The following is a 21,192-nucleotide window of genomic DNA, read 5'->3' as shown; positions in this document are numbered from 1 at the left end:
AAGGCCATGCCACTCAGTCTTGACCGACCATTCAATATTGATCAACGGCTTGAACCGAGGGATGGTTTGTCATGGGATTTGCGAAGCGTTTGATGGAAAAAGGGGCAAGACTGATCGGAGATGTTTCCCCAAGAATCTCTTGGGCCAAGCGTTTTCCGACGCCCAGACCCATTTGGAATCCCGCGCTACAGAAACCGAACGAATAACTAAGGTTGCTGGCTTTGCCACTACCACCAATGACCGGCAGATCATCGGCTACAAACGCTTCAATCCCGGCCCACGCACGATTGACTCCAAGGTGCCGCAGATGTGGAAATAAATCGGTCACGGTACGTGCACTGGTGCTCAACCGATTGATCTCGACTTCGCCATGTCGAGCAGCAAACTCGACTGAGCCTACCAGCTTGCCACCGATCACTACGGTTCCATTCGAAAACTGCTTAAACGACAGCGCTCTGCCGGTTGCACCCAGGACCGTTGGGCAAAATGGCGCAACGCGATGGGTGACCATGAGCATCAACCCTTCGGGTCTCACCGGAACCGGCTCTGCGATTTGCTCCGCTAGCTGTCCTGCCCACGCCCCGGCCGCCACCACAAGATGTTCTGCCTGATAGGTTCCAGATGCAGTTTTAACCTGCCAATGGGTGCCTACTTGATCTATATGGAGGGCCGGGGTGTTTTCCATAACCTTGACACCGAGTTTTTCCGCAGCGCGACGAAAGGCAGTGACGGTGCGAAATGGCAGGGCATAACCGTCGTCTTTTACCCAGATTCCACCTACTACATGCCGAGATATGCTGGGGATGATCTCAAAAACCTGCTCGCGATCGATAAGCAACTCATGATCAAATCCAAGAGCCTGAACCTGTTGGACGCGCTTCCTACATTCCTCCAACTCGTCGGCATTTTCCGCCAACTTGAGCTGACCGCAGGACACAAACCCGCCGTCGTCGTCGACCAAATCAGCCAAACCATGCCAAAGCTTACTTGAAGATAGAGATAGCGGAATCTCTTCGACCTTTCGACCTAGAGTGCGCACGCCCCCAGCATTCACACCAGAGGCATGGCGACCGCAGTATTCGGCTTCCAGCACTGTTACTCGTACACCGGCGCGAGCCAGGTGCAAGGCAGTACTTAGACCGTGGATTCCGCCCCCGATCACTAAAACATCGCCGCTAGGGCAGGTCGAGTTATCCACCGGCAAGCTCTCCCAATGTAATTGGTTTAATCGGTGGACGAATACGATAGTAGCCAACGTCGGCCACAGGCACTTGGCGCGCATCAGCGATAACTTCGGTCACCGTCAATCCACAGAGCCGACCCTGGCACGGCCCCATACCACAACGTCCAAACGATTTAGCCTGATTAGGGCCGGTACAACCGAGGGCTACAAAGCTGCGCAAATCCCCGGCTGTGACTTCTTCACAGCGACAAACGAGGACGTCGTCCGACGGCACTCGATGTTCGTCTCTTGGGCGGTAAAGCGCATCGAGGAAGGGTCTTATACGAAGATTGTCGTTCAGCTCCCCTCGAAGATCAGCGCCCTGCTTGTCACGTTGTGGTGCGCCGAGAACGTTCAGTCGTGCAGCGATACTCAACGCTGCAAGTTTGCCTTGGAGAGCGGCCACCTGCGCACCGCCGATACCGCCGCCATCACCAGCGACAAATACGCCAGGGACATCGAGCTCGCCCCAACTGTCTTTGAGTGGGCTGAAGCAAAGCTGCATTTCGTCCCATGTATGAGTGGCCCGCAGGGACTGGCTGAACTGGATATTAGGCACAACCCCTTGATGAAGAAGTACACAACGCGTTTCGATTCGCTCGTGCTTACCGCCTACTTGAAAAGTAAGAGCTTGAGCGGCATCAGTTCCTTCTACGGCCAGCGCTTCTGCCCCGGTGTAGTGCGGAATACACGCTTTCTTCAGGCTGCGCATCAGTTGCAAGCCTTTTCGTAGGTAAGGCCAAGCCCGTAACGCCGCCACTAAGTGCCGGCGTGCTCGCCAGTAGTCTTCGTGATGAGTGGTGTCGACCAATGCCTTGATCTCCACACCGGCACGGAGATATTGCCACCCCAAGAGATATAGCAGCGGACCGCAGCCAGCCAATACGACTGGTTCGCTCGGGGCTAGACCTGCGCTCTTCAGAAGGATCTGACCAGCACCAGCAGTCATAACACCTGGCAGTGTCCACCCTGGAATCGGGAAGGGTCTTTCCATCGCTCCAGTTGCAAGGAGAATGGCTTTGGCTTGCAGGGTTTGCATGCGGCCTTCGCGCAAATAGCTGACCCGATGGTCGCGTGTTACCTGCCAAACTGCCGCGCCTTTTTCATAACGTGCACTGGAGGCTACCAACGCCTGAGCCAATGGATTGCCTTGGGCGTAGTCCGGCCCGAGCAAGTCGCGGCGCGATAGCGGTGCGAGTGTGATGCCTCTGTATATCTGGCCACCTGGACTGCTTTGCTCGTCCAATACAACCACGTTCAAACCGTAACTCGCGAGCTTGGTTGCGCCGGCCATCCCTGCCGGGCCAGCACCTACAACAACCACATCTACAACTTCAGCGTTCATGGCTGCACCTCCAGTGCCTGATTTGTCACCGGTTGGAAAATTAGATCGCGGGCACCTTCCTGTGAACGAATCTTCATCCCCTCAGATACCTCGACCAAACAGCTCTGGCGGTTAGGCACACCATCGATATCTACCAAGCATTCGAAGCACACGCCCATCATGCAATACGGTGCTCTTGGTGCTTCGCTAACGGGAGTAGCGCGAAAACGGGTGACACCCACCATCAAAAGCGCCGCAGCAACGGAAATTCCTGCAGGTACCGTCAACGTCTTGCCATTGAAGGTGAGATTAAGTGTCCGAGTCGGGCGGCTTTCGCTCGTGACTGGCTGGAACAACGGCTCAGTGGGCATATGCTTGCACCTTGTCGGTAAGAAAACGTTCGCCTTTGAAAACGGCTAGCTCGTCGGGTTGAACGCCGCCTTTGAGCCAAGGGGCTATGCGCAGAGCGTTTGCGGCGGCCAGAGTCACACCACTGTGGCAGGTGATCACGAATGCACCTGGATGAGTGGTGGACTCCTGGTAGATAGGAAGGCCATCTGGGCTCAATACTCTCAGCGCCCCCCAGGCTCTAACCAGGCGCAGATCTCGCAACACCGGAAAGGTCGACACACCACGCTGTGCAATCGCTGAAAGAACCTCACGAGAAGTGCCGTCGTCGAAGCCAACGTCTTCCATCGAATCGCCCAACTGCACAGTGCCTTCGTCGGTCTGGCGAACATTCAACGTGGGGTAATTAAGGAATGGCTGTACACGCTCGCTGATTAGTACCTGCCCGCGATTTGGAACAACCGGCGCGTGTAAGCCAACCTGGCGGGCCAAGTCCGGAATACCCAGACCTGCCGCGATGACGACCCTGGGGGCGAAAAATTGCTGGTCACCGACAACCACTCGAAAATCTCCGGCCGCCCCCTGAATGTGCTCGACATTTACGCCTCGATAAAAACGCGCGCCATGCGACTGTGCAGAGGAGTGCAAGGCGCGCAAAAGTTTCAATGGGTTAACGTGGCCATCTAGTGGCGAATAGCTGGCGCCGACCACCGCCTTGCCAATTAATGGAAGGCGAGCCTTAAGTTCACCCGGATCAAGCATTTCGAACGGATAGTCGCCCACCATGTTTTGCAATGACTGCATTCGCGACTCGCGCTCAATCAGCTCTTCATCGCTAAAGCACATGTGGAAGCCGCCAGACTGCTTCAGTTGGACATCAATCCCACTGTCAGCCAACAAAGCGTCACACAACAGATGCCAGCTTTTCGCCGACGAGCAAGTCCACCGCGCATACTCGGCATGGCCGTGGCCCTTTCCTTGTACCCACACCAAACCAAAGTTGCCACGAGACGCCCGGAACGCATCATCACCTTGGTCCAGCACAACAGTTTGAACACCCTCTCGGGCTAGACCATATGCAACCGCCGTCCCCACCAGGCCACCACCGATGACGATGGCATCAGCGACGACGGAATTAGTCGCCGTGTTCATTTGCCTTCTCCAATCAACACACGGTCTAGTCCGACCAGCCGGTCCAGCACGAGCATCAATATCAGAGTGCCTACAATCAGCACTGTTGATATCGCAGTGATCAAAGGGTCGATCGTCTGAGAGATCTGGTTGTACATGGCGACCGGCAGAGTTGTGGTGCCGGGAGTAGCGACGAATACAGTCATCGTCAGTTCATCGAAACTCTGGATGAAAGCGAGCATCCATCCCCCAACCACGCCAGTCTGTATGCGAGGCAAGACCACTCGATAGAACGCCGTCCAGCGGCTGGCTCCGAGCGACAGAGCAGCATGTTCGATGTCTTTCTCGAGACCGATGGTGGACGCCAAAGTCAGTCGCAGTGCATAGGGCAGGATCACGATCACGTGGGTCATGCACAGTGCCCAGAACGAACCACCGACCTGCGCCAACGAGAAGAACCGCAGGAAGGCGATACCCAGTACTACTGATGGAATCATCAAAGGCGACAACAGGAGCCCGGTGAGGGTGCCACGTCCAGGGAATTGGTAGCGGCTGATCGCCAGTGCAGCAGGTACGGCTAGCACCGTAGCTACAGTCGCTGAGGTCAGTCCCAGCTTCAGCGACAGGATGAACGCTTCGAGCATTTCCCGGTTTTCGAGCAACGCCCTGAACCAGCGCAGTGATAACCCGTCTGTTGGCAAGGACAGATAACCTTTGTCGGTGAACGCCATCACCATCACCACCAGCAGAGGTGCAACAATGAAGATGATGAACAGGTAGTGGAATAGCAGCGAAAAAAATCCGTTCTTATGCATGGCGACTTACTCGAAAACTTGCTTGAAGCGGCGCTCGGCCAGCTTGCTGCAACCCAGGATGATGATGAGATTGGCCACTAGCAGGAGAACGGCGATCGCCGCGCCCAAGGGCCAGTTGAGTGTCCCGAGGAATTCGTCATATGCCGCCGTAGCGACCACCTTTAACCTACGTCCGCCGATAATCGCGGGCGTTGCAAAGGCCGATGCGGCCAGGGCAAAGACAATGATCGAACCAGAAAGAATGCCCGGCATGATCTGAGGGATGATGATGCGGCGGAAGACTGTCAGTCTGGATGCACCCAGAGACAAACCGGCCCATTCAACTTGAAGATCTAGCCGCTGCAATGTCGCCCATACGGCGATGACCATGAACGGCACCAGAACATGGGTAAGAGCGATAACCACGCCGAGCTCAGTGAAGAGAATCTTCACGGGGGCCTCGGTGATACCCATCGCTTGAAGCGCTTCGTTGATGAGCCCATTGTTGCCCAGCAGGATCGCCCAACCCAGGGTACGAACAACCACCGAGATCAGCAGTGGACCGAGCACCACTAACAGGAACAACGAGCGCCAGCGTTGCGCCATCCTTGCAATGATGATCGTTTCCGGCACACCTATTACTATGCACAAAACTGTAACGGCCAGCGCCATCGAGCCGGTGCGCAGAAAGATCTCGTGGAAGTAATCGTCCTTGAACACCTCGAAGTAATTAGCGAGGCTGTAAACCGGTAGCACGCCTTCCGTGCCGCTAAACAAGTTTAACGACAATATGGCGGTTAGCAGCAGCGGTGCAAGCAGCAAGGCAACGAATACGATCAGAGCCGGCCCGCTCAGGAGCCAAGGCGTAGCGCCTACGTACTCAGCGTCATACTTGGCCATGAGCGATCTCCCGGTCCAAGACACGAAGGTCATCGTCCGACCAAACCAGACCAACCTCGCTTCCTTCCACTGGGGGAGGATTACCCAAGTTCGGTTGCGTCATGTGGACCAGGCCCAGATGACTGTCTACGGCGATCAACCACAGGTTGCCCAGGAATACGCGAAGACGAATGTACCCATTGAGCCGACCCAGTCCTGGTCCGGTCAGTCGGATCTTCTCAGGCCGGATATAGACATTGACGTCGTTACCCAGAGAGCGATCTTCATGCGGGACATGCAGCATCGTGTCGCGCACCTGCACGTGGCAGCAGTGATCGTTTCGCTTCTGCACCGCACCGGCGAAGGAGTTGGTCTTGCCCAGGAAGGCAGATGCAAACGGCGAATGAGGACGTTCGTAGGCTTCGAAGGGAGTGTCAATCTGCACGATACGACCACGCTGCATCACCGCAATGCGGTCGCTCATGGTCATTGCTTCGACTTGGTCATGAGTAACCAGAATGGTGGTGATGCCCAAATCACGCTGGATTGCCCGAAGCTCAATGTGCATTTCTTCGCGCAGTTTGGCGTCTAGGTTCGACATCGGCTCATCGAGTAACAGCAAATTCGGCCGGATCGCCAACGCACGAGCAACTGCAACCCGCTGACGTTGTCCGCCCGACAAGGCCTTGGGATAGCGGTCACCAAGCCCTGCCAATCGCACCAGATCCAAAGCCTCAGTAATACGCTTAGCACGATCAGGCTTCGCTACACCGCGCATTTCCAGACCAAAACTGATGTTCTGAGCCACAGTCATGTGCGGAAAAAGAGCGTAACTCTGGAACACGATGCCAAGGCCACGCTGTTCTGGACGAACATGAGTGATATCACGACCATCCAGCAAAATGCGCCCCTCGGTGGGCTGCACAAAACCGGCAATCGATTGAAGGGTAGTCGTCTTACCGCAGCCTGAGGGGCCCAGTAAGGAGACAAATTCACCGTCCTTGACCTCCAGACTCAAGCCATCAATAGCCTTGAACGAGCCGTATCTTTTGACGAGTCCTTCAAGTTTCAGAATTGCCATAGCTTTTACTACGCGGGTATGCACCCGCGTCTCCATTATTGTTTTAAAAATTACTCGTTTCGCACGCAGATCTTTCAGCGCTCGACGGTTCGGTTCCAACGAGCAGTCCACTCGCTTCGCTGCTGATTGATGGTGTCCCAATCAACTTTGATCAGCGCACTTACCTTGTCTGGGCCGTAAGGCATCCGCGCAGCTACCTCAGGGCTCAGTTGAACGGTCTGGTTGACTGGGGCGAAACCGATTTCTTTGGCCAGAACGCCTTGGGCTTCCGGCGAGAGCACATACTGGATGAACTGCTGGGACAGCTCAGGCTGTGCGTTCGGAGTGATTCCGCAAGCGGCGAGTTGCAAGGCAATGCCGCCCTCTTTCGGATAGACGAATTTGAGAGGAAAACCGGTGTCTTGCAGAGCGAGTGCGCGACCGCTGCCGTAAACGGCCATCACGATATCGCCGTTCTGCATCATGCCGTCCATCTCACCGGGCGCCGCTACCCAGGCCAGCACGTTCGGAGCGACTTCGTCTTTGAGCGCATTGAAGCCAGGCTCAATATTCTTCTCACTGCCACCGTGCAGTCGCGCCATTTCCACCAGCGTGTGAAGACCGTAGGTGTTGGTCACTGGAGGCAAGCCAATCAGTTGCTTGAAGCGTGGGTCTTTCAGATCTTCCCAGGAGTTAGGTGCTGGCCAGCCACGCTTCTTGAAGGCTTCTTCGTTATAACCGATGCCGGTCGCCACCACGCCAATACCGGTGGCTTCAGCGCTCAGACGCGCAATGGGGTACAGATCTTTATAAACCGCAGACTCTTCCAGCTTTGCGCACAACCCTTGCTGCAGTGCCTGGTACATCGGACCATCATCCATGATTGCCACGTTGATCTGCTGGCGGCCTTTCTGGGCCTGTAGCTTGGCTAGAACCTCAGTGGAATTGCCGGCTACATACACCACTTTTACGTCGTGCAGTTTTTCGAAGCCAGGAATAACTTTGGTTTTGTACGCCTGCTCGATGGAGCCACCTGCGCCCGCTACGTACAGTGTGGAGGTAGCAGCGAAGGCGTGACCAGTGGTTAGTGCTGCACAGGTAACGGCGATACGCAGGGCGGATATGGCGAGGGACGGGTGCTGGCTTTTCACAGTCTTTTCTCCGAAGCGCTTAGGGCAGATCGAAATGCATCAATCGCGTCGACGGTGATCGGCGCCATGCATGCTGGGCATGCCACCGGTAAAACAGCTACCGGGTAACGCATCTGGTGTGCGTTGTTATTGCTGTGAAATTTATATTGCGATCACAAATGGATATGGTCAAATACGGATATGCCGGATAGTTATTCATATTTGATATGCAAGACCAAGGGGGCATCCCGCCATGAATCTCAAACAAATTGAAGCGTTTCGCAGCGTGATGCGCCTGGGCTCAATGACAGCAGCAGCGGAAGTGCTCTACACCTCGCAACCCAACGTCAGTCGCCTGATTTCACAGTTGGAGCTGAGTACGGGCTTTGCGCTATTCAAGCGCGCAGGCGTTCGGCTTATCCCTACCCACGAAGGACAGGCTTTTTTTCTGGAAGTGGAACGAGCTTTCGTCGGCATGGACAGCCTCAAGCACTCGGCCAAAAATATCCGCAATTTGGGAACTGGACGATTACGGGTTGCTTCCGTTCCGGCTACTGGGATGAGCGTCATACCTACCGTTCTCAAAACGTTCAGTCAGTCGCGCCCGGAGCTGACCGTCTCGTTGCACGTGAACACTTCATCCAATGTCGAGCAATGGGTGAAATCACAATTCTGTGACCTTGGGATCGTGATCCATCCTGGTGACTTGAATAATCAACAGGTCGAGCTTTTGGCGGAGATCTCAGCGGTGTGCGTTCTGCCCGCAACGCATCCTCTAGCTCAGCTTGAAGTTATTACAGTGGGCGATTTGGAAGGGCAGCCGTTCATTTCGCTGTGCCACGGCGATGGCACCAGGACCCTGGTGGATGAGGTTTTCGAAAAGGCCGGGGTCGAGCGTGTGATGGCTATGGAAGCTCAGTACAGCGCTATCACCTGTGAAATGGTGGCGCAGGGCATGGGCATCACATTGACGCACCCGCTCGTGGCTAAAGACTACCTACATCGAGATATTGTGGTCCGCCCGTTTCGTCCCGAAGTACTCTTTCGGACTTATGTAATTTGGCCTAACGCACAAAATCACACGCACTTGGCGGAAGAATTCATCGAGACGCTCAAAGGGTACTACCGCGACGTTGCAAACTGCGAAAGCTCCTGAGCTGTCGGCGCTGATTGAAAACTGACCCACCCTGCCGATTGAAAATTGACCCAGGGCGGATTGCTGATTTTTGCATCAGCAATTGTGGATAAGCTTAGCAGTCGTGTTCCAGTGACAGAGGCACTAGACCCCCACCACATGCAGGCATGCGGCAGGGTATTTCGGGGGCAGATCAAAATGGTTCATCGTCCGCCGTACCATCATCGTCCTTGCGCTTTCGTTCACGTGATTTGATCTTTGTCTGGGCGACCAAGCTGCTGTGTTGCAGGCGGTAGGACTCGTTGCCCGTTTCGACGATGTGGCAGTGGTGTGTCAGCCGATCCAGCAACGCAGTGGTCATCTTGGCGTCGCCGAACACACTCGACCATTCCGAGAAACTGAGGTTGGTCGTGATGACCACGCTGGTGTGCTCGTATAGCTTGGACAGCAGGTGAAATAACAGGGCACCACCATTCTGGCTGAAGGGCAAATACCCCAGTTCATCGAGTATCACCAGGTCTGTGCGACGCAGCCCTTGAGCGATTCGGCCTGCCTTACCATCGTATTTTTCGCGCTCCAGCAAATTGACCAGATCCACCGTGGAGTAGAAGCGCACGCGTTTGTTATGCGTCGTGATCCCGGACACGGCCAAGGCGGTGGCCAGGTGTGTTTTGCCTGTTCCGGGCCCGCCGATGAACACGACATTCTGCGCGGTATCTGTGAACTCCAGGTTGGCCAGATCCCTGACCAAGCGGGCGTCTGCGCTGGAAGCGCTGAAGTCGAAGCCTGCTAAATCACGATGCATGGGGAGTTTGGCCATGTTCATCTGGTGATTCACAGACCGTACGGCGCGATCTGCATGTTCCTGTTGAAGCAGATGTTCGAGCAGCCATTTCGACGACGCCGTCGAGGCTTCTCCTTGGGAAGCCAGTTCTTCCCAGGCGCTGGCCATGCCATGCAGACGCAGTTCTTTGAGTTCCGCCATCAGATCACGCATTGCGAGTCTCCTCATCGGTGGTACGGAGCCGGTCGTAGCGCGCCGTGTTGGCGACAGGCGCTACCTTGAGTTGAAGGCTGGTCTCGGCGGACGGAGGGGCTGCTGTCGATGTCAGTCGAGCCAGGACATTCAGGATGTGGTCAGCGCTCAAGCTGCCTGATTCAAGTACCAACTCCACAGCCACCAACACGGCATCGAGCCCGGCGATGGGAACAGCAGCCAGTACCTGCGTCATGACTCGATCACCATTGGTGTGCCGTCTCAGGCCGCGCTTGAGAAGCAGTAACGGCTTCGGCAGATCGGCAAACGGAGCGCCATTGCGTAGCGCTCCGGGCTTGCGTTCGATGAGCGGGATGTAGTGCTGCCAGTCGAAGCTGACTTGGTCTCGATCAAAGAGCCGCTCGTGACTGGCAATCATCGTTTCATCGGCGATGACCACCACCCGGGAAGGATACAGACGGCTGCTGACCCACTGGCCGACTCGCTCACAAGGCACCGAGTAGCGATTTCGCGCCACGCTGATCAGGCAGGTGCTGGAGACCCGCACGGTGCGTTCGACATAGCCGTCAAAGGCCGTGGGCATCGGCATCATTTCCACCCGTTCCAGTTCCAGGACGTCCGCCACCGTCAGCCCGTTGTACTGCGGGTGCAGCAGCTCGCTCCAGAGCGCGCGGCAGCGTTGGCCGAGCCAGGCATTCAGTTCTTCGAAGGTGTGGAACATGCAATCTTGAGCATCGAGCCAGATTCGTCGCCGACTGTCCTGCACATTCTTTTCGACGATGCCTTTTTCCCAGCCGGAGGCCACGTTGCAGAAATCCGGGTCGAACAAATAGTGCGCGCACATCACGGCAAACCGGGCATTGACCGTGCGGCCCTTACCCTTATTGACCTTGTCGACAGCGGTCTTCATGTTGTCGTAGATGCCGCGACGCGGCACCCCACCTAACGCGCCGAACGAGCGGGTATGGGCATCGAACAACATCTCGTGGCCTTGGCTGGGATACGCAACCAACCAAAATGCGCGACTGGCGCACAGCTTCATGTGGGAGACCTGGATGCGTCGGAATAGGCCGCCAATCAGCAGACCTTCTTCGCTCCAGTCGAATTGAAAGGCCTCACCGAGTGCGAACGTCAACGGTACAAAGGCACGTAGGGATTTGCCTTGCTCACCGCGCCACGAGCGAATGAAGGCGGTGAGCTGGCTGTAGCCGCCGTCGTAACCCTCGGCCTTGATCAGTTCAAAGAGTGCTTTGGCGCTCCTGCGGTTGTGCTGTGCCCGAAACGAGTCGGCCTTGAGCGCCTGCTCCAGCGTCTGGTGAAATGGACTGAGTTTGTTGAAGGCTGCGCACCGCTGGTACGCCGGCTGTGTTACTTCGGGCGCTCTGATCCATTTTCGGATGGTGTTTCTCGACAGCCCGGTACGCTTGGCTATCTGATGCAGCGACAGCTTGTCGCGAAAATACATGCGCCGAATTTTGCCCATCATTTCCATGCTGATCACCCTGTGTTCTCCTGCTCAAAAATTGAGCAGAAGCAGTTGAACACCTGGGTCAGTTTTCAGTCGGCAGAACAGCCTTTACTGGGTCAGTTTTCGGTCAGCGGCAACACCTGAGCGAAGTAGGCCTCGGGATGCGGCCTACCACTTTGATAACGAGCAACCTCCCCCGAAACGCAGCGCGAGACCACGCCTCCTCCAAAGAACTGAGCGCAGCAGCACGCACGAAAGACAAGTGCATGCCGCGGCATATCGAAGGGAAGCCAAAACCGCTAAACGGCCGTTTTAGAAGCCCTTACAACCGCTTTGTAACGACAGCGCCAGGCGTGTAGCAGTGGCTCAGTGTAGCCTGAAGGCTGCTCTTGACCGAGCATGACCAATTCGGTCGCTGCATTGAAAGCTGCCGATAAGCGGAAGTTCGGAGCCATCGGTTGGTAGAGGGGATCCGAACAATTCTGAGAATCCACGACCGCTGCCATTCTCTCCAGCGAAATACGAACCTGCTCATCTGTCACAACTTTCCATCGTAACCAGTTGGCAACATGCTGAGCCGAGATACGCAGAGTCGCTCGATCTTCCATCAGACCAATGTTTTGAATATCTGGGACCTTCGAACAACCGATGCCTTGCTCAACCCATCGCACTACGTAACCCAGAATACTCTGACAGTTGTTGTTCAACTCCTGTTGTATCTCGTCCGGCGACCACCAAGGCTCATTGACTACCGGTACTGTTAGCAGGTCATTGAGAAGATCATCTCTGATCATTGAAACATTGATCTTTTCCAAGGCTCGCTGCACTGCAGATACATCGATCTGATGGTAGTGCATGGCATGCAGTGTTGCCGCTATAGGCGATGGTACCCACGCTGTGCTCGCTCCGGCTTTGGGATGACCGACTTTTTGCTCAAGCATCGCTGCCATCAAATCGGGCATCGCCCACATGCCTTTGCCGATCTGTGCGCGGCCGCGCAATCCGCAGCTCAATCCGATCAATACATTGTTTTTTTCGTACGACTGAATCCAAGGTGTAAATTTCATGTCAGCCTTACGCTGCATTGGACCGGCCTCCATTGCGGTATGCATTTCATCACCCGTCCGATCAAGGAACCCCGTATTGATGAACGCTACCCGCGACCGGGCGGCATTAATACATGCCTTCAAGTTAACACTGGTGCGTCGCTCCTCATCCATGATTCCCATTTTCAGCGTATTGCGCGTCAGACCCAGAAGATCTTCGACTTGCTCAAACAATTCATTGGCGAACGCTACCTCTAAGGGACCATGCATCTTGGGTTTGACTATGTAGATGCTACCCGTCCTCGAGTTCATTTTTCTGCTCAGATCGTGAGTGGCGATCATGCTGGTGATCACTGCATCCATGATCCCTTCAGGAATCTCCTGACCACTGCTGTCGAGAATCGCCGGCGTAGTCATGAGGTGACCGACATTGCGCACAAGCAGCAGCGAGCGACCGTGCAAAACCAGCTCACCGCCGTTCGGGGCAATATATTGTCGATCGGGGTTCAATTTCCTGACGATGGTTTTGCCGTTTTTCTCGATGTGCTCAACGAGATCGCCCTTCATGAGACCCAGCCAGTTGCGATAAACGACGATTTTGTCTGCGGCATCAACAGCTGCAACGGAGTCTTCACAATCCATGATGGTAGAAAGAGCCGACTCCATGAGGATGTCTTTGACTCCAGCCAGGTCGGTTCTACCGATTTCGCTGGAAGTATCAATCTGGATCTCGAAGTGCAATCCGTTGTTTTTGAGCAGCACTGCCGTAGGGGCTTCAGTGTGACCCTGATAGCCGACAAACTTTTGGGGGTGCGCGAGCGCTATGTTCTCGCCTGACTTCAACCCTACCACCAAGCCATCACTAGTGATTTTGTAGGTAACAGCGTCAGCATGGGATCCCTTAAGCAGCGGCACAGCTGTATCCAGGAAGTTTCGTCCAAAAGCGATGACTTTCGAACCGCGCACTGGATTGAAGCGGTCACCTTTGGCAGCTCCATCGGCTTCGCTGATCGCATCTGTTCCGTACAGAGCATCATAGAGCGAACCCCAGCGTGCATTAGCAGCATTCAAAGCATACCGAGCATTCATTACTGGCACGACCAGCTGCGGACCTGCCTGAGTATTTATCTCAACATCGACATTAGCGGTATTGATCTCTACATGCTCTGGTTGCGCCGCCAGGTAGCCTATCGACTCAAGAAATCCGCGGTAGGCAGCGTGGTCAGTAATCTGGCCAGGGTTTGCACGATGCCATGCATCGAGCTCTGATTGGAGACGATCACGCCCGACCAAGAGAGCGGCATTTTTTGGGGCAAGCTCATGAATGAGGCGGTCGAACTTCACCCAAAAGGTACCGGCGTCAATTTTGGTGCCTGGAAGCACTTCGTCTTCAATGAAGCGCTTCAGTCTGCTATCAACGAGCAGACGTTCACAGGATACGTGTTCAGTCATGATGACCCTCCAAGCGAATTCTTGAAATTATCGAAAGTAAACTGGTGGCATCTCCCTGATTAGCGAAGCGTCATAGGGCAGCAATACCGGCCTTTGCAATATGGGCGTCCTGTTCGGCCTTGACCCCAGATACACCGACGGCCCCCACTACTGCACCGTCTAGTATTACCGGAACACCACCCTCCAACGAGGTCAGTAGCGGAGCGCTGACGAAGGCAGTACGGCCTCCATTGACCATCGCCTCGTAATCTTTGGTTTCGCGACGACCAATCGCCGCGCTGCGGGCTTTTTCGACGGCAATGTAGGCGCCGACAGGCGCACAGCCATCAAGGCGGACCATGCCGAGCAAATGACCTCCGTCATCGGCTACTGCAATTGTCACCGGCCATTCTTGGGTCTTCGCTTCTGCAACAGCTGCTTCGAGGATACGGGCCACGTCTTCCTGGCCGAGAACTGCTTTTTGATACATCGATTTATCCTGCGGTAGAGGCTCTCTGCACATGCAGAGAGCCTGGTAAAAACGCTGAGGTCTGGTGTCAGATCGCAGCAGTGACAATGACCTCGATAAGAACTTGCGCAGGCAGAGTTGTCTGGCAGGTTGCACGAGCAGGAGCACAGTTCTCAGGCAGCCAGGCGTCCCAGATTTCGTTCATCCCATCGAAGTCGGCTTCGAAATTCGCCAGCCAAATTTGGGTGGAGAGCAACTTGCTCTTATCGGTCTCAACAGACGCCAATAGCTCATCAATTCGGCCCAGTACCTCAGCGGTTTGCGCCTTGATATCGCCGGAGCGATCAGCAGCAATGACGCCGGCGAGGTGAGCGACATCGCCATGTACAACAACGCGACTCATGCGTGCATTAGTTTGGTAACGCTTGATTTCTTTGGTCATCTTCAGATCTCTTTTGGGAGGGTTAGAACCGGGTTGCTGAAAACGGCGCGAGAGCCGCTCTGGCGTGCAGCGAACCGGTCATGGCTTGGGCAATCAATGCCCCAGTACCTGCGGCGCCTGTGAGCCCGAGGTGTCCGTGGCCGAACGCGCACCACAGTCCCGGGTGTTGCGGCAATTCCCCGAGAACGGGGAGCGAATCAGGAAGACATGGGCGATGCCCCATCCATTCAATAGGGTCGTGGATATCGAGGCTTGGAAAGGCGGCTTTGGCATGCCCGGCCAGGAGCCGAGCACGCTCGATGCTTGGAGGCAGATCCAACCCACCGAACTCAACCGTACCGGCTGCGCGCAGTCCGTTCTGCATGGGGGTTATGAAGACCTTCCGGTCCGCGAGTACGACTACACGCTGTATAAGATTTTGCGCATAGGGATAACGGACGTGATAGCCACGTTGTGTTTCGAGAGGGATGCTTAGCCTGAGCTTTTTCAATAGCTGAGCAGACCAGGTTCCGGCTGCGATTACTACTTTCTCAGCCTGGTAAAAACCATTCTCGCCATCCAGGGTCCAGCCTGCGCAGTGCCTTGTTAGAGAATTCACTCGATCACGCACGAATTCAACGCCACTGGCCTTTAGAAAGTCAGTAATGCGTTTCGAATACTGGCGCGGGTCCTTTACCCAAGGCTGATCAGGCAGGTAATACCCTAGCTGGTAAGCCTTGCCGACAGCTGGCTCAAGGCGCTGGATATCACTACGACCTACCCGTTCAGCGTCCAGTCCATGAGAAATTTTAAGAGCCCATCCAGCCGTATCTTTTGCGAATGCTTTGTCGTTCGGATAGAGGTGCAACTGCCCTGTCTCGACGATGAGATCAAGACAATCGGCTTTCGCCGCCAGCTTTTTGTGCTGCTCAACTGCATCACCGATCAAGCTGTGGAGTGAATGTGCGATCTCGGCGACGCGAGCGGGTCGAGCTGATGCGACGAAGCGCGCTATCCACGGTGCGACGCGCAACAGGTAGTTTGTAGGAATGTATAGAGGGCCCGTAGGGTCAAACAACATACCAGAGGCCTGCTTGAGAACACCTGGCATAGCAAGCGGAGCAACCGAACCGGCAGACAGGGAGCCGGCATTTCCCGCGGAACACCCTGAACCGGGATCGGTCCGCTCGATGACGGTCACTTTCACGCCTGTTTTGAGTAGATGGAAGGCAACGCACAGCCCTACGATTCCGCCACCAATAACGGTGGCTTGTCGCAACGGATGAACTTCACTGCTCATGGCACGCCTCGCTTAATCGCTGTAACTGCATGCCAGAACGTATGCAGAGCACAGGCCTGAACAGATGACCTCGTATCGCAGAGCAATACTGGCAGATTTAGAGCTGATACACTTACGCCAAAATCACCTCTTAGGAGTGTGCTTTCTTTACTAGGCAAAAGTTGCCGGAAACCTAAGTAATACGGGCGCGATGAGGGAATTCGCGTTTCGAAAATCGGAGAGGGGTAACCGTGAAAAGCGCGGATTCAACGCTGTTCGTACAATCCTTGGCCTCTGGCTTATCGGTACTGGATGCTTTCAACTCTGAAAGACCCTCGATGAATCTTCGAGAGGTCGCTGAAGCAGCAGGTGTTACAAAAAGTGCCGCTCAGAGATTTACCCATACGCTTGTAGAGCTGGGGTTGATACGAAAAGACACAGTGTCGAAGCGTTTCTCGCTGTCGCCGCGCACCTTGGATTTTGGATGTCGTTATCTTCAATCTCATGTGCTTTTAGAGCGTGCGAACCCGTATCTATTGGACTTGAATCGCCAGACGGGTGAGACCGTGAACTTCGCAGAGCCTGAAGGAGAGCACATGGTCTATATCGGGCGCTTCCCTAGCCCGCACCGGGCGGTGGTCCATATGCCTGTAGGCCGAAGAATTCCCATTTTTTGTTCGTCCACTGGCCGCGCCTACCTTTCAGGTTTGCCCGACGCTGAAATTGAGCAGATCCTGCAGAGCCTCGACCGCCCTAAATTCACGTCGTATACGGTGACCGATGTAGGGGCAATCTTCGAAATGATCCTAAAGGTTCGCGAGACAGGATTCGCCTACAGCATTGAAGAGTTTTACCTCAATGATCTGACCTTCGCGGCGCCGATCCAAAATATTTGGGGGAGCCCAGTCGCTTCATTGAACATCTCGGTTTCGACTGCTTACTGGAGCTATGAACGGGCCGTGGAGGAGTTGGTGCCCAAACTGATTCATACGGCGACACTCATCTCGACGAGGCCGCCGACAATGCGAGCGCTTGAACCATTCCAGATTGGATATAAAAAAATCAAACCTGACCTGTAAGGCTCCAAAGATATGAATCTGTAACGGGGCCAGACCATGTACAGAAAGAATGCCGCCTTATTGCTGACAGTGGGACTGTTATGCGCGTTGGAATATTTGCAGGCAGGCATGATTGCATTCGCCTCGGCGCCAATCCGCGGAGAAATCGACGCCAGTCCCGAAGAGTTCACGCTTGTCGCCGCGCTGTATGCGTGCATCGCCGTTGTGGTGATTTCCAAGCAGCGCTGGCTGGTCGAACGGCTGGGCTGGCGTAACTTCATGCTCGGTTCAATCAGCATCTACGTCGTGGGCGCTTTCGTGTGTGGCGTGGGGACTGATCTGAGTACCTTTACAGTCGGCCGGGTCATCATGGCATTGGGTGGAGCGTCGTTCATGACATCCGCACGCTTGATGGTCAATCTGCTCCCGCCCGGCCCTGGACGTTTTGCCGGGGTCAAGGTATTTGCGACCGGTCTGGCGGGCGGTACGGCTTCGGCGCCATTTCTTTCGTCACTTGTGGTGGTTGAAGACACCTGGCACGCCATTTTCGCGATATTGGCCGCAGGCGCAGTGCTAGCCGCTTTTCTGTGCACGCGTTTTTTGCCCAACACCCTCGCTCCGGAAGATGAAAGAACGCCCTCCAGCCCGGCCAACATCCTCTTGTTATCGGTCAGCAGTTTTTTCCTGCTTTATGTTCTGCAACGCTCCTACTACGAATTTTACAACGAGTCATTCATTCTCATCGCCTTTGCGCTGCTGGCTGCGCTGGGCATCTACATCTTTTTTCACACCGAACACGGTAAACATGAACCTTTTCTCAAGGTTAAGGACCTGATGCAACACCGCTACATGTTAGGGGTGGCCCTCTTCTGCTTCACCTACATAGTACTGGGCGGCAACAACTACATCTTGCCGTACTTTCTGCAGACCGGACTCGGCTACTCGTGGGACACAATCGGTACCTTTCAGGCTTTCGGCCTGGCGGGAGCGTTGATCACCTGGGGCATCATGTCCGTCGTTATTCCCAAATTCCCTGCGCCAAAGAAGTTCTTCGTGGCCGGGTTCGCAGCGTTGATAGGCTTCGGCTGGTTGTCCTCATCCCTTACGCCGGACGCGAACATGTGGTCAAACATCTTGCCTGCACTGGTGCTTAACGGCTGTTTCGTGATGCTGGTGCTCGCCACGGCGGCCATGCAGACATTCCGCGATGTGACACACCACGACACGCTGTTCGCCCACGCTTATCAGATCAAAAGTATGCTGGCTCAGATCGCCATGGCACTGGGTACAACCGTCGCGACCTTGTTCCTGCAATGGCGTACCACGCTGCAATACAACAACCTCAATACTCACTTCAGCTCTGGCGACTCGCTCTATCTGGAACAGACTCATACGCTGACTCAGGCACTGACACCCTCTGTAGGCGCAGGGCCAGCCAGTCAGATTTCGGTAGCGACAATTGCCCAATCCTTGCACCAACAATCCACCCTGGTCGCGAGCATGGAGTACTTCTGGGCGGTCATCATTGTCGCCAGTGTTGCGCTGGTCATTTCTATCACTCAGAAAACCTTCAAGTGAGGCCTTTTCCGCTTATTGGACTGCATCACTGCCAATGCTCACAGAGCCTGACCAACTCATCGACCACATACCTGACCTTCGGCCGCAGGTGAGACACCTTCGGCCACACTGCATGGACATCGACAGCTTCGGGTTCATACCCTTGCAGAACCTCCACCAGCCTGCCCGTCTGGATATCCTCCTGGAACAGGCTGCGTGGCATCTGACACAAACCGGCGCCAGCGACCGCCGCGAGAATCATGGCTTCCCCATCGCCAATCTGATGGGTCGAAGGTGGCGCGTAACGTACGGTCTGCCCTGCCTGCATGACCCGCCACGACAGCGGCTGGCCGCGTCGATGCCCGACAATGCAACGGTGCTGGCTCAGGTCTTCCAAGGTCTGCGGGACGCCAAAGCGCATCAGATAGTCAGGTGAGGCACAAATGACCCAGCGTTGTCGGGTCAGGCGCCGCGCTACCAGACCGCTGGTGTCTTGCAGTTCTCCAAAGCGAACCAGTAAATCGATGCCTTCCTCGAAGGGGTCAACCAGGTGATCGGAGAACGTCAGGCTCAGTTGCAAAGCCGGGTACTTGTTGGCGATCTCAAACAGCAATGGGGCCACGACCCGACGCCCGAATGCCACAGGAATGTCGACTCGCAGGCGTCCGGAGGGCTCGCCACCACCGGGCCCCAATCCGCTCTCTGCGGCACCGATCTCTTCAAGGGCGGAAGAACACGCAACGAAATAGGCCTCACCATCCGCGGTCAGGGAAATGCGCCGCGTTGTGCGATGAAACAATTGTGTGCCCAAGCGTTTTTCCAGGCGCGCAATGGCTTTGCCGACAGCAGATTTTGACACCCCGAGGCGCTCGGCAGCCTGGGTGAAGCTGATTGAACGCGCCGCCACGACGAAGGTGATGACGCCTTGAAACGATTCGATCGGGACCATACCAACTCGCCAACTGTAGAGTTTTAATCTACCCAGATTATAGTTTTAGGCCATTTATCGCCAGCAGACGCAACAGTAAGATGAGCTCCAGCAATGCAACGGTGCAGTTCGTGATCGCACGTCGCGCACCTCCTCCCGATCATCAATGCCCAAAAAGGACATCATCATGCCCGTCGTACGTGTGAGCTGGTTCGAAGGTAAAGAGCACGCGCAAAAAGCCGCTGTTGCCGCCGACATCACCGAAAGCATCGTTAAACACACTGGCACGGACGCCAATTACATCTATGTCATTTTCGAGGACGTGGCGGCTTCGGATTGGGCTGGCGCCGGGAAGCTGTTCGGGGACGCCCCCGAAAAACCCTGACCCCACCGGCATCGAATGCATCGGCTTTGCCAGCGATGCATCCTCAACAGGCTTTTCAGGAAGCCTCTGAAGCAAGGGCTACTCATGCACCCACATATTTCCTGCCTGTTCTCCCTAGCTGTAAAACCCGAAGCGTTTGCAGAGTTCAAGACGCTGATCTCGAACATCGTCGCCGTCACCCGCACTGAGGCTGGCACGCTGGTTTACGAATACAGCGTCAACGAAGACAACAGCACCGTTCACATCCTCGAACGCTATAACGCCGACGCCATCGTCAGTCACGTAGACACCACCTTCGCCCCCTTCGGCAAAAGTTTCCTTGAGTTGTGCACCATCAAAAGTCTGGTGGTCTACGGCACGCCGGATGCTGAGGTGCGCAAACGCCTGGATCCGTTCGGCGCGGTCTACATGACCCCTTTCGACGGCTTCAGTCGCTAAGTCCATTGACTGCGCACGCCAACGGTAACCGCCGTGGCTACGCACACTCCCGCCCTGCACAGAGACCACCATGTCCGGTATTGCTGAAGTTATTAAGTCCCGAATTTCCGCCAACAGCTACGACACTGAACGTGAGTTGACCGACCAACAGGTCAGCGACCTGATTGATCTGGCTACGCACGCCCCTTCGGCCTTCAACCTCCAAAACTGGAAGTTTCTGGCCGTTCGCAGCAGCGAAGCCAAGGCGCGGTTGCTGCCGCTGGCCTACAACCAACAGAAAGTCATGGATGCAGCCGTGACCTTTATTGTCTGTGGCACCCTCAATCCCCATGAAACCCTGCCTTCAGCCCTGAAACCGACGTTAGACGCCGGCATTATTGACCAGTCGATCTACGACATGTGGCTGGGCGCCGCTCAAGGCATGTACCAGCAAAACCCGCAGTTGCAACGCGATGAGGCAATCCGCTCGGGCTCGCTGGCGGCCATGACCCTGATGCTCGCCGCCAAAGGTCAAGGCCTTGTTTCGACGCCCATGATCGGCTTCGACCAATCGGCAGTGGCACAAGCGTTCGGTCTTGGCGCGACGGAGATACCGGTGATGTTGATCACCGTTGGCTACCCTGGCTCGGCCAACTGGCCTCAAAAGCCTCGCAAAGCTGTTAACGAAGTTCTGCAATTCGTGTAAGCCATGC

The 21,192-nt window shown here is 55.4% G+C and carries 21 protein-coding genes; 6 read left to right on the top strand and 15 right to left on the bottom strand.

The window, feature by feature from the left end:
• Positions 1-31 precede the first annotated feature (31 nt).
• The 8 genes from HK44_RS02680 to HK44_RS02645 form a co-directional block, all read right to left on the bottom strand.
• Positions 32-1,198: an NAD(P)/FAD-dependent oxidoreductase gene (locus tag HK44_RS02680; protein ID WP_052014721.1), complete on the bottom strand. Its 1,167-nt coding sequence runs from the start codon at positions 1,196-1,198 to the stop codon at positions 32-34.
• On the bottom strand, positions 1,191-2,567 hold the full coding sequence (locus HK44_RS02675) for an NAD(P)/FAD-dependent oxidoreductase (RefSeq protein ID WP_080690566.1): 1,377 nt from the start codon (positions 2,565-2,567) through the stop codon (positions 1,191-1,193). Before HK44_RS02675 ends, HK44_RS02680 begins: the two co-directional genes overlap by 8 nt.
• Entirely contained in the window at positions 2,564-2,917 is a 354-nt protein-coding gene (locus HK44_RS02670; RefSeq protein ID WP_019689210.1) for a (2Fe-2S)-binding protein, read from the bottom strand. The genes HK44_RS02675 and HK44_RS02670 overlap by 4 nt, the downstream gene beginning before the upstream one ends.
• Positions 2,907-4,046, bottom strand: a complete 1,140-nt coding sequence (locus tag HK44_RS02665) for an NAD(P)/FAD-dependent oxidoreductase (protein WP_019689209.1) — start codon at positions 4,044-4,046, stop codon at positions 2,907-2,909. Before HK44_RS02665 ends, HK44_RS02670 begins: the two co-directional genes overlap by 11 nt.
• On the bottom strand, positions 4,043-4,840 hold the full coding sequence (locus HK44_RS02660; protein ID WP_019689208.1) for an ABC transporter permease: 798 nt from the start codon (positions 4,838-4,840) through the stop codon (positions 4,043-4,045). Before HK44_RS02660 ends, HK44_RS02665 begins: the two co-directional genes overlap by 4 nt.
• 6 nt (positions 4,841-4,846) lie before the next feature.
• On the bottom strand, positions 4,847-5,719 hold the full coding sequence (locus tag HK44_RS02655) for an ABC transporter permease (RefSeq protein ID WP_019689207.1): 873 nt from the start codon (positions 5,717-5,719) through the stop codon (positions 4,847-4,849).
• Positions 5,706-6,779, bottom strand: coding sequence for an ABC transporter ATP-binding protein (locus HK44_RS02650; RefSeq protein ID WP_019689206.1), 1,074 nt, complete (start codon positions 6,777-6,779; stop codon positions 5,706-5,708). The genes HK44_RS02655 and HK44_RS02650 overlap by 14 nt, the downstream gene beginning before the upstream one ends.
• Before the next feature lie 74 nt (positions 6,780-6,853).
• Positions 6,854-7,909 (bottom strand): ABC transporter substrate-binding protein, encoded by a 1,056-nt coding sequence (locus HK44_RS02645; RefSeq protein ID WP_019689205.1) that lies wholly within the window; start codon positions 7,907-7,909, stop codon positions 6,854-6,856.
• Positions 7,910-8,141: 232 nt separating this feature from the next.
• Here HK44_RS02645 and HK44_RS02640 point away from each other — a divergent pair, with 232 nt between their 5' ends.
• Positions 8,142-9,044, top strand: coding sequence for a LysR substrate-binding domain-containing protein (locus HK44_RS02640; protein WP_019689204.1), 903 nt, complete (start codon positions 8,142-8,144; stop codon positions 9,042-9,044).
• Between the two features lie 172 nt (positions 9,045-9,216).
• On the opposite strand, the gene istB is transcribed toward HK44_RS02640, so the two are convergent.
• The 6 genes from istB to HK44_RS02610 all read right to left on the bottom strand — a co-directional run bounded on the left by istB (position 9,217) and on the right by HK44_RS02610 (position 16,155).
• Entirely contained in the window at positions 9,217-10,020 is an 804-nt protein-coding gene (gene istB, locus HK44_RS02635; RefSeq protein ID WP_024264708.1) for an IS21-like element helper ATPase IstB, read from the bottom strand.
• Positions 10,013-11,512: an IS21 family transposase gene (gene istA, locus HK44_RS02630; RefSeq protein ID WP_187682478.1), complete on the bottom strand. Its 1,500-nt coding sequence runs from the start codon at positions 11,510-11,512 to the stop codon at positions 10,013-10,015. Before istA ends, istB begins: the two co-directional genes overlap by 8 nt.
• 275 nt (positions 11,513-11,787) lie before the next feature.
• Complete coding sequence (locus tag HK44_RS02625; protein WP_019689203.1) at positions 11,788-13,986, bottom strand: malate synthase G; 2,199 nt, start codon at positions 13,984-13,986, stop codon at positions 11,788-11,790.
• Between the two features lie 70 nt (positions 13,987-14,056).
• On the bottom strand, positions 14,057-14,455 hold the full coding sequence (locus tag HK44_RS02620) for a heme-binding protein (RefSeq protein ID WP_019689202.1): 399 nt from the start codon (positions 14,453-14,455) through the stop codon (positions 14,057-14,059).
• A gap of 67 nt (positions 14,456-14,522) precedes the next feature.
• A complete protein-coding gene (locus tag HK44_RS02615; protein ID WP_019689201.1) occupies positions 14,523-14,876 on the bottom strand; it encodes a RidA family protein in 354 nt (117 codons plus the stop codon).
• Positions 14,877-14,898: 22 nt separating this feature from the next.
• Positions 14,899-16,155, bottom strand: coding sequence for an NAD(P)/FAD-dependent oxidoreductase (locus HK44_RS02610; protein WP_019689200.1), 1,257 nt, complete (start codon positions 16,153-16,155; stop codon positions 14,899-14,901).
• 230 nt (positions 16,156-16,385) lie between these two features.
• Between HK44_RS02610 and HK44_RS02605 the strand changes: the two genes are divergently transcribed.
• Both HK44_RS02605 and HK44_RS02600 read left to right on the top strand, forming a co-directional pair.
• Positions 16,386-17,213, top strand: coding sequence for an IclR family transcriptional regulator (locus HK44_RS02605; RefSeq protein WP_019689199.1), 828 nt, complete (start codon positions 16,386-16,388; stop codon positions 17,211-17,213).
• A gap of 36 nt (positions 17,214-17,249) precedes the next feature.
• On the top strand, positions 17,250-18,770 hold the full coding sequence (locus tag HK44_RS02600; protein ID WP_019689198.1) for an MFS transporter: 1,521 nt from the start codon (positions 17,250-17,252) through the stop codon (positions 18,768-18,770).
• 25 nt (positions 18,771-18,795) lie between these two features.
• Here HK44_RS02600 and HK44_RS02595 read toward each other — a convergent pair whose 3' ends face one another.
• Entirely contained in the window at positions 18,796-19,698 is a 903-nt protein-coding gene (locus tag HK44_RS02595) for a LysR family transcriptional regulator (RefSeq protein WP_019689197.1), read from the bottom strand.
• A gap of 166 nt (positions 19,699-19,864) precedes the next feature.
• On the opposite strand from HK44_RS02595, the gene HK44_RS02590 reads away from it, so the two are divergent.
• The 3 genes from HK44_RS02590 to HK44_RS02580 all read left to right on the top strand — a co-directional run bounded on the left by HK44_RS02590 (position 19,865) and on the right by HK44_RS02580 (position 21,185).
• Positions 19,865-20,062 carry a tautomerase family protein gene (locus tag HK44_RS02590; RefSeq protein WP_020723503.1) on the top strand — a complete coding sequence of 66 codons (198 nt, stop codon included), beginning with the start codon at positions 19,865-19,867 and terminating at the stop codon, positions 20,060-20,062.
• Positions 20,063-20,146: 84 nt separating this feature from the next.
• Entirely contained in the window at positions 20,147-20,500 is a 354-nt protein-coding gene (locus tag HK44_RS02585) for a putative quinol monooxygenase (protein ID WP_019689195.1), read from the top strand.
• A 70-nt stretch (positions 20,501-20,570) separates the two neighbouring features.
• Entirely contained in the window at positions 20,571-21,185 is a 615-nt protein-coding gene (locus HK44_RS02580; protein WP_019689194.1) for a nitroreductase family protein, read from the top strand.
• Positions 21,186-21,192 lie beyond the last annotated feature (7 nt).

Source organism: Pseudomonas fluorescens HK44, from assembly GCF_000217955.3.
Classification (GTDB): domain Bacteria; phylum Pseudomonadota; class Gammaproteobacteria; order Pseudomonadales; family Pseudomonadaceae; genus Aquipseudomonas; species Aquipseudomonas fluorescens_AQ.
This window is presented reverse-complemented; position numbering and strand designations above follow the sequence as displayed.

Bases quoted from the DNA above. Each gene is read 5' to 3' on its own strand.
- HK44_RS02675 (WP_080690566.1), bottom strand. From the start codon at position 2,567: ATGAACGCTGAAGTTGTAGATGTGGTTGTTGTAGGTGCTGGCCCGGCA.
- HK44_RS02670 (WP_019689210.1), bottom strand. From the start codon at position 2,917: ATGCCCACTGAGCCGTTGTTCCAGCCAGTCACGAGCGAAAGCCGCCCG.
- HK44_RS02665 (WP_019689209.1), bottom strand. From the start codon at position 4,046: ATGAACACGGCGACTAATTCCGTCGTCGCTGATGCCATCGTCATCGGT.
- HK44_RS02660 (WP_019689208.1), bottom strand. From the start codon at position 4,840: ATGCATAAGAACGGATTTTTTTCGCTGCTATTCCACTACCTGTTCATC.
- HK44_RS02655 (WP_019689207.1), bottom strand. From the start codon at position 5,719: ATGGCCAAGTATGACGCTGAGTACGTAGGCGCTACGCCTTGGCTCCTG.
- HK44_RS02650 (WP_019689206.1), bottom strand. From the start codon at position 6,779: ATGGCAATTCTGAAACTTGAAGGACTCGTCAAAAGATACGGCTCGTTC.
- HK44_RS02640 (WP_019689204.1), top strand. From the start codon at position 8,142: ATGAATCTCAAACAAATTGAAGCGTTTCGCAGCGTGATGCGCCTGGGC.
- istB (WP_024264708.1), bottom strand. From the start codon at position 10,020: ATGCGTGATCTGATGGCGGAACTCAAAGAACTGCGTCTGCATGGCATG.
- istA (WP_187682478.1), bottom strand. From the start codon at position 11,512: ATGGAAATGATGGGCAAAATTCGGCGCATGTATTTTCGCGACAAGCTG.
- HK44_RS02625 (WP_019689203.1), bottom strand. From the start codon at position 13,986: ATGACTGAACACGTATCCTGTGAACGTCTGCTCGTTGATAGCAGACTG.
- HK44_RS02620 (WP_019689202.1), bottom strand. From the start codon at position 14,455: ATGTATCAAAAAGCAGTTCTCGGCCAGGAAGACGTGGCCCGTATCCTC.
- HK44_RS02615 (WP_019689201.1), bottom strand. From the start codon at position 14,876: ATGACCAAAGAAATCAAGCGTTACCAAACTAATGCACGCATGAGTCGC.
- HK44_RS02610 (WP_019689200.1), bottom strand. From the start codon at position 16,155: ATGAGCAGTGAAGTTCATCCGTTGCGACAAGCCACCGTTATTGGTGGC.
- HK44_RS02600 (WP_019689198.1), top strand. From the start codon at position 17,250: ATGTACAGAAAGAATGCCGCCTTATTGCTGACAGTGGGACTGTTATGC.
- HK44_RS02595 (WP_019689197.1), bottom strand. From the start codon at position 19,698: ATGGTCCCGATCGAATCGTTTCAAGGCGTCATCACCTTCGTCGTGGCG.
- HK44_RS02590 (WP_020723503.1), top strand. From the start codon at position 19,865: ATGCCCGTCGTACGTGTGAGCTGGTTCGAAGGTAAAGAGCACGCGCAA.
- HK44_RS02585 (WP_019689195.1), top strand. From the start codon at position 20,147: ATGCACCCACATATTTCCTGCCTGTTCTCCCTAGCTGTAAAACCCGAA.
- HK44_RS02580 (WP_019689194.1), top strand. From the start codon at position 20,571: ATGTCCGGTATTGCTGAAGTTATTAAGTCCCGAATTTCCGCCAACAGC.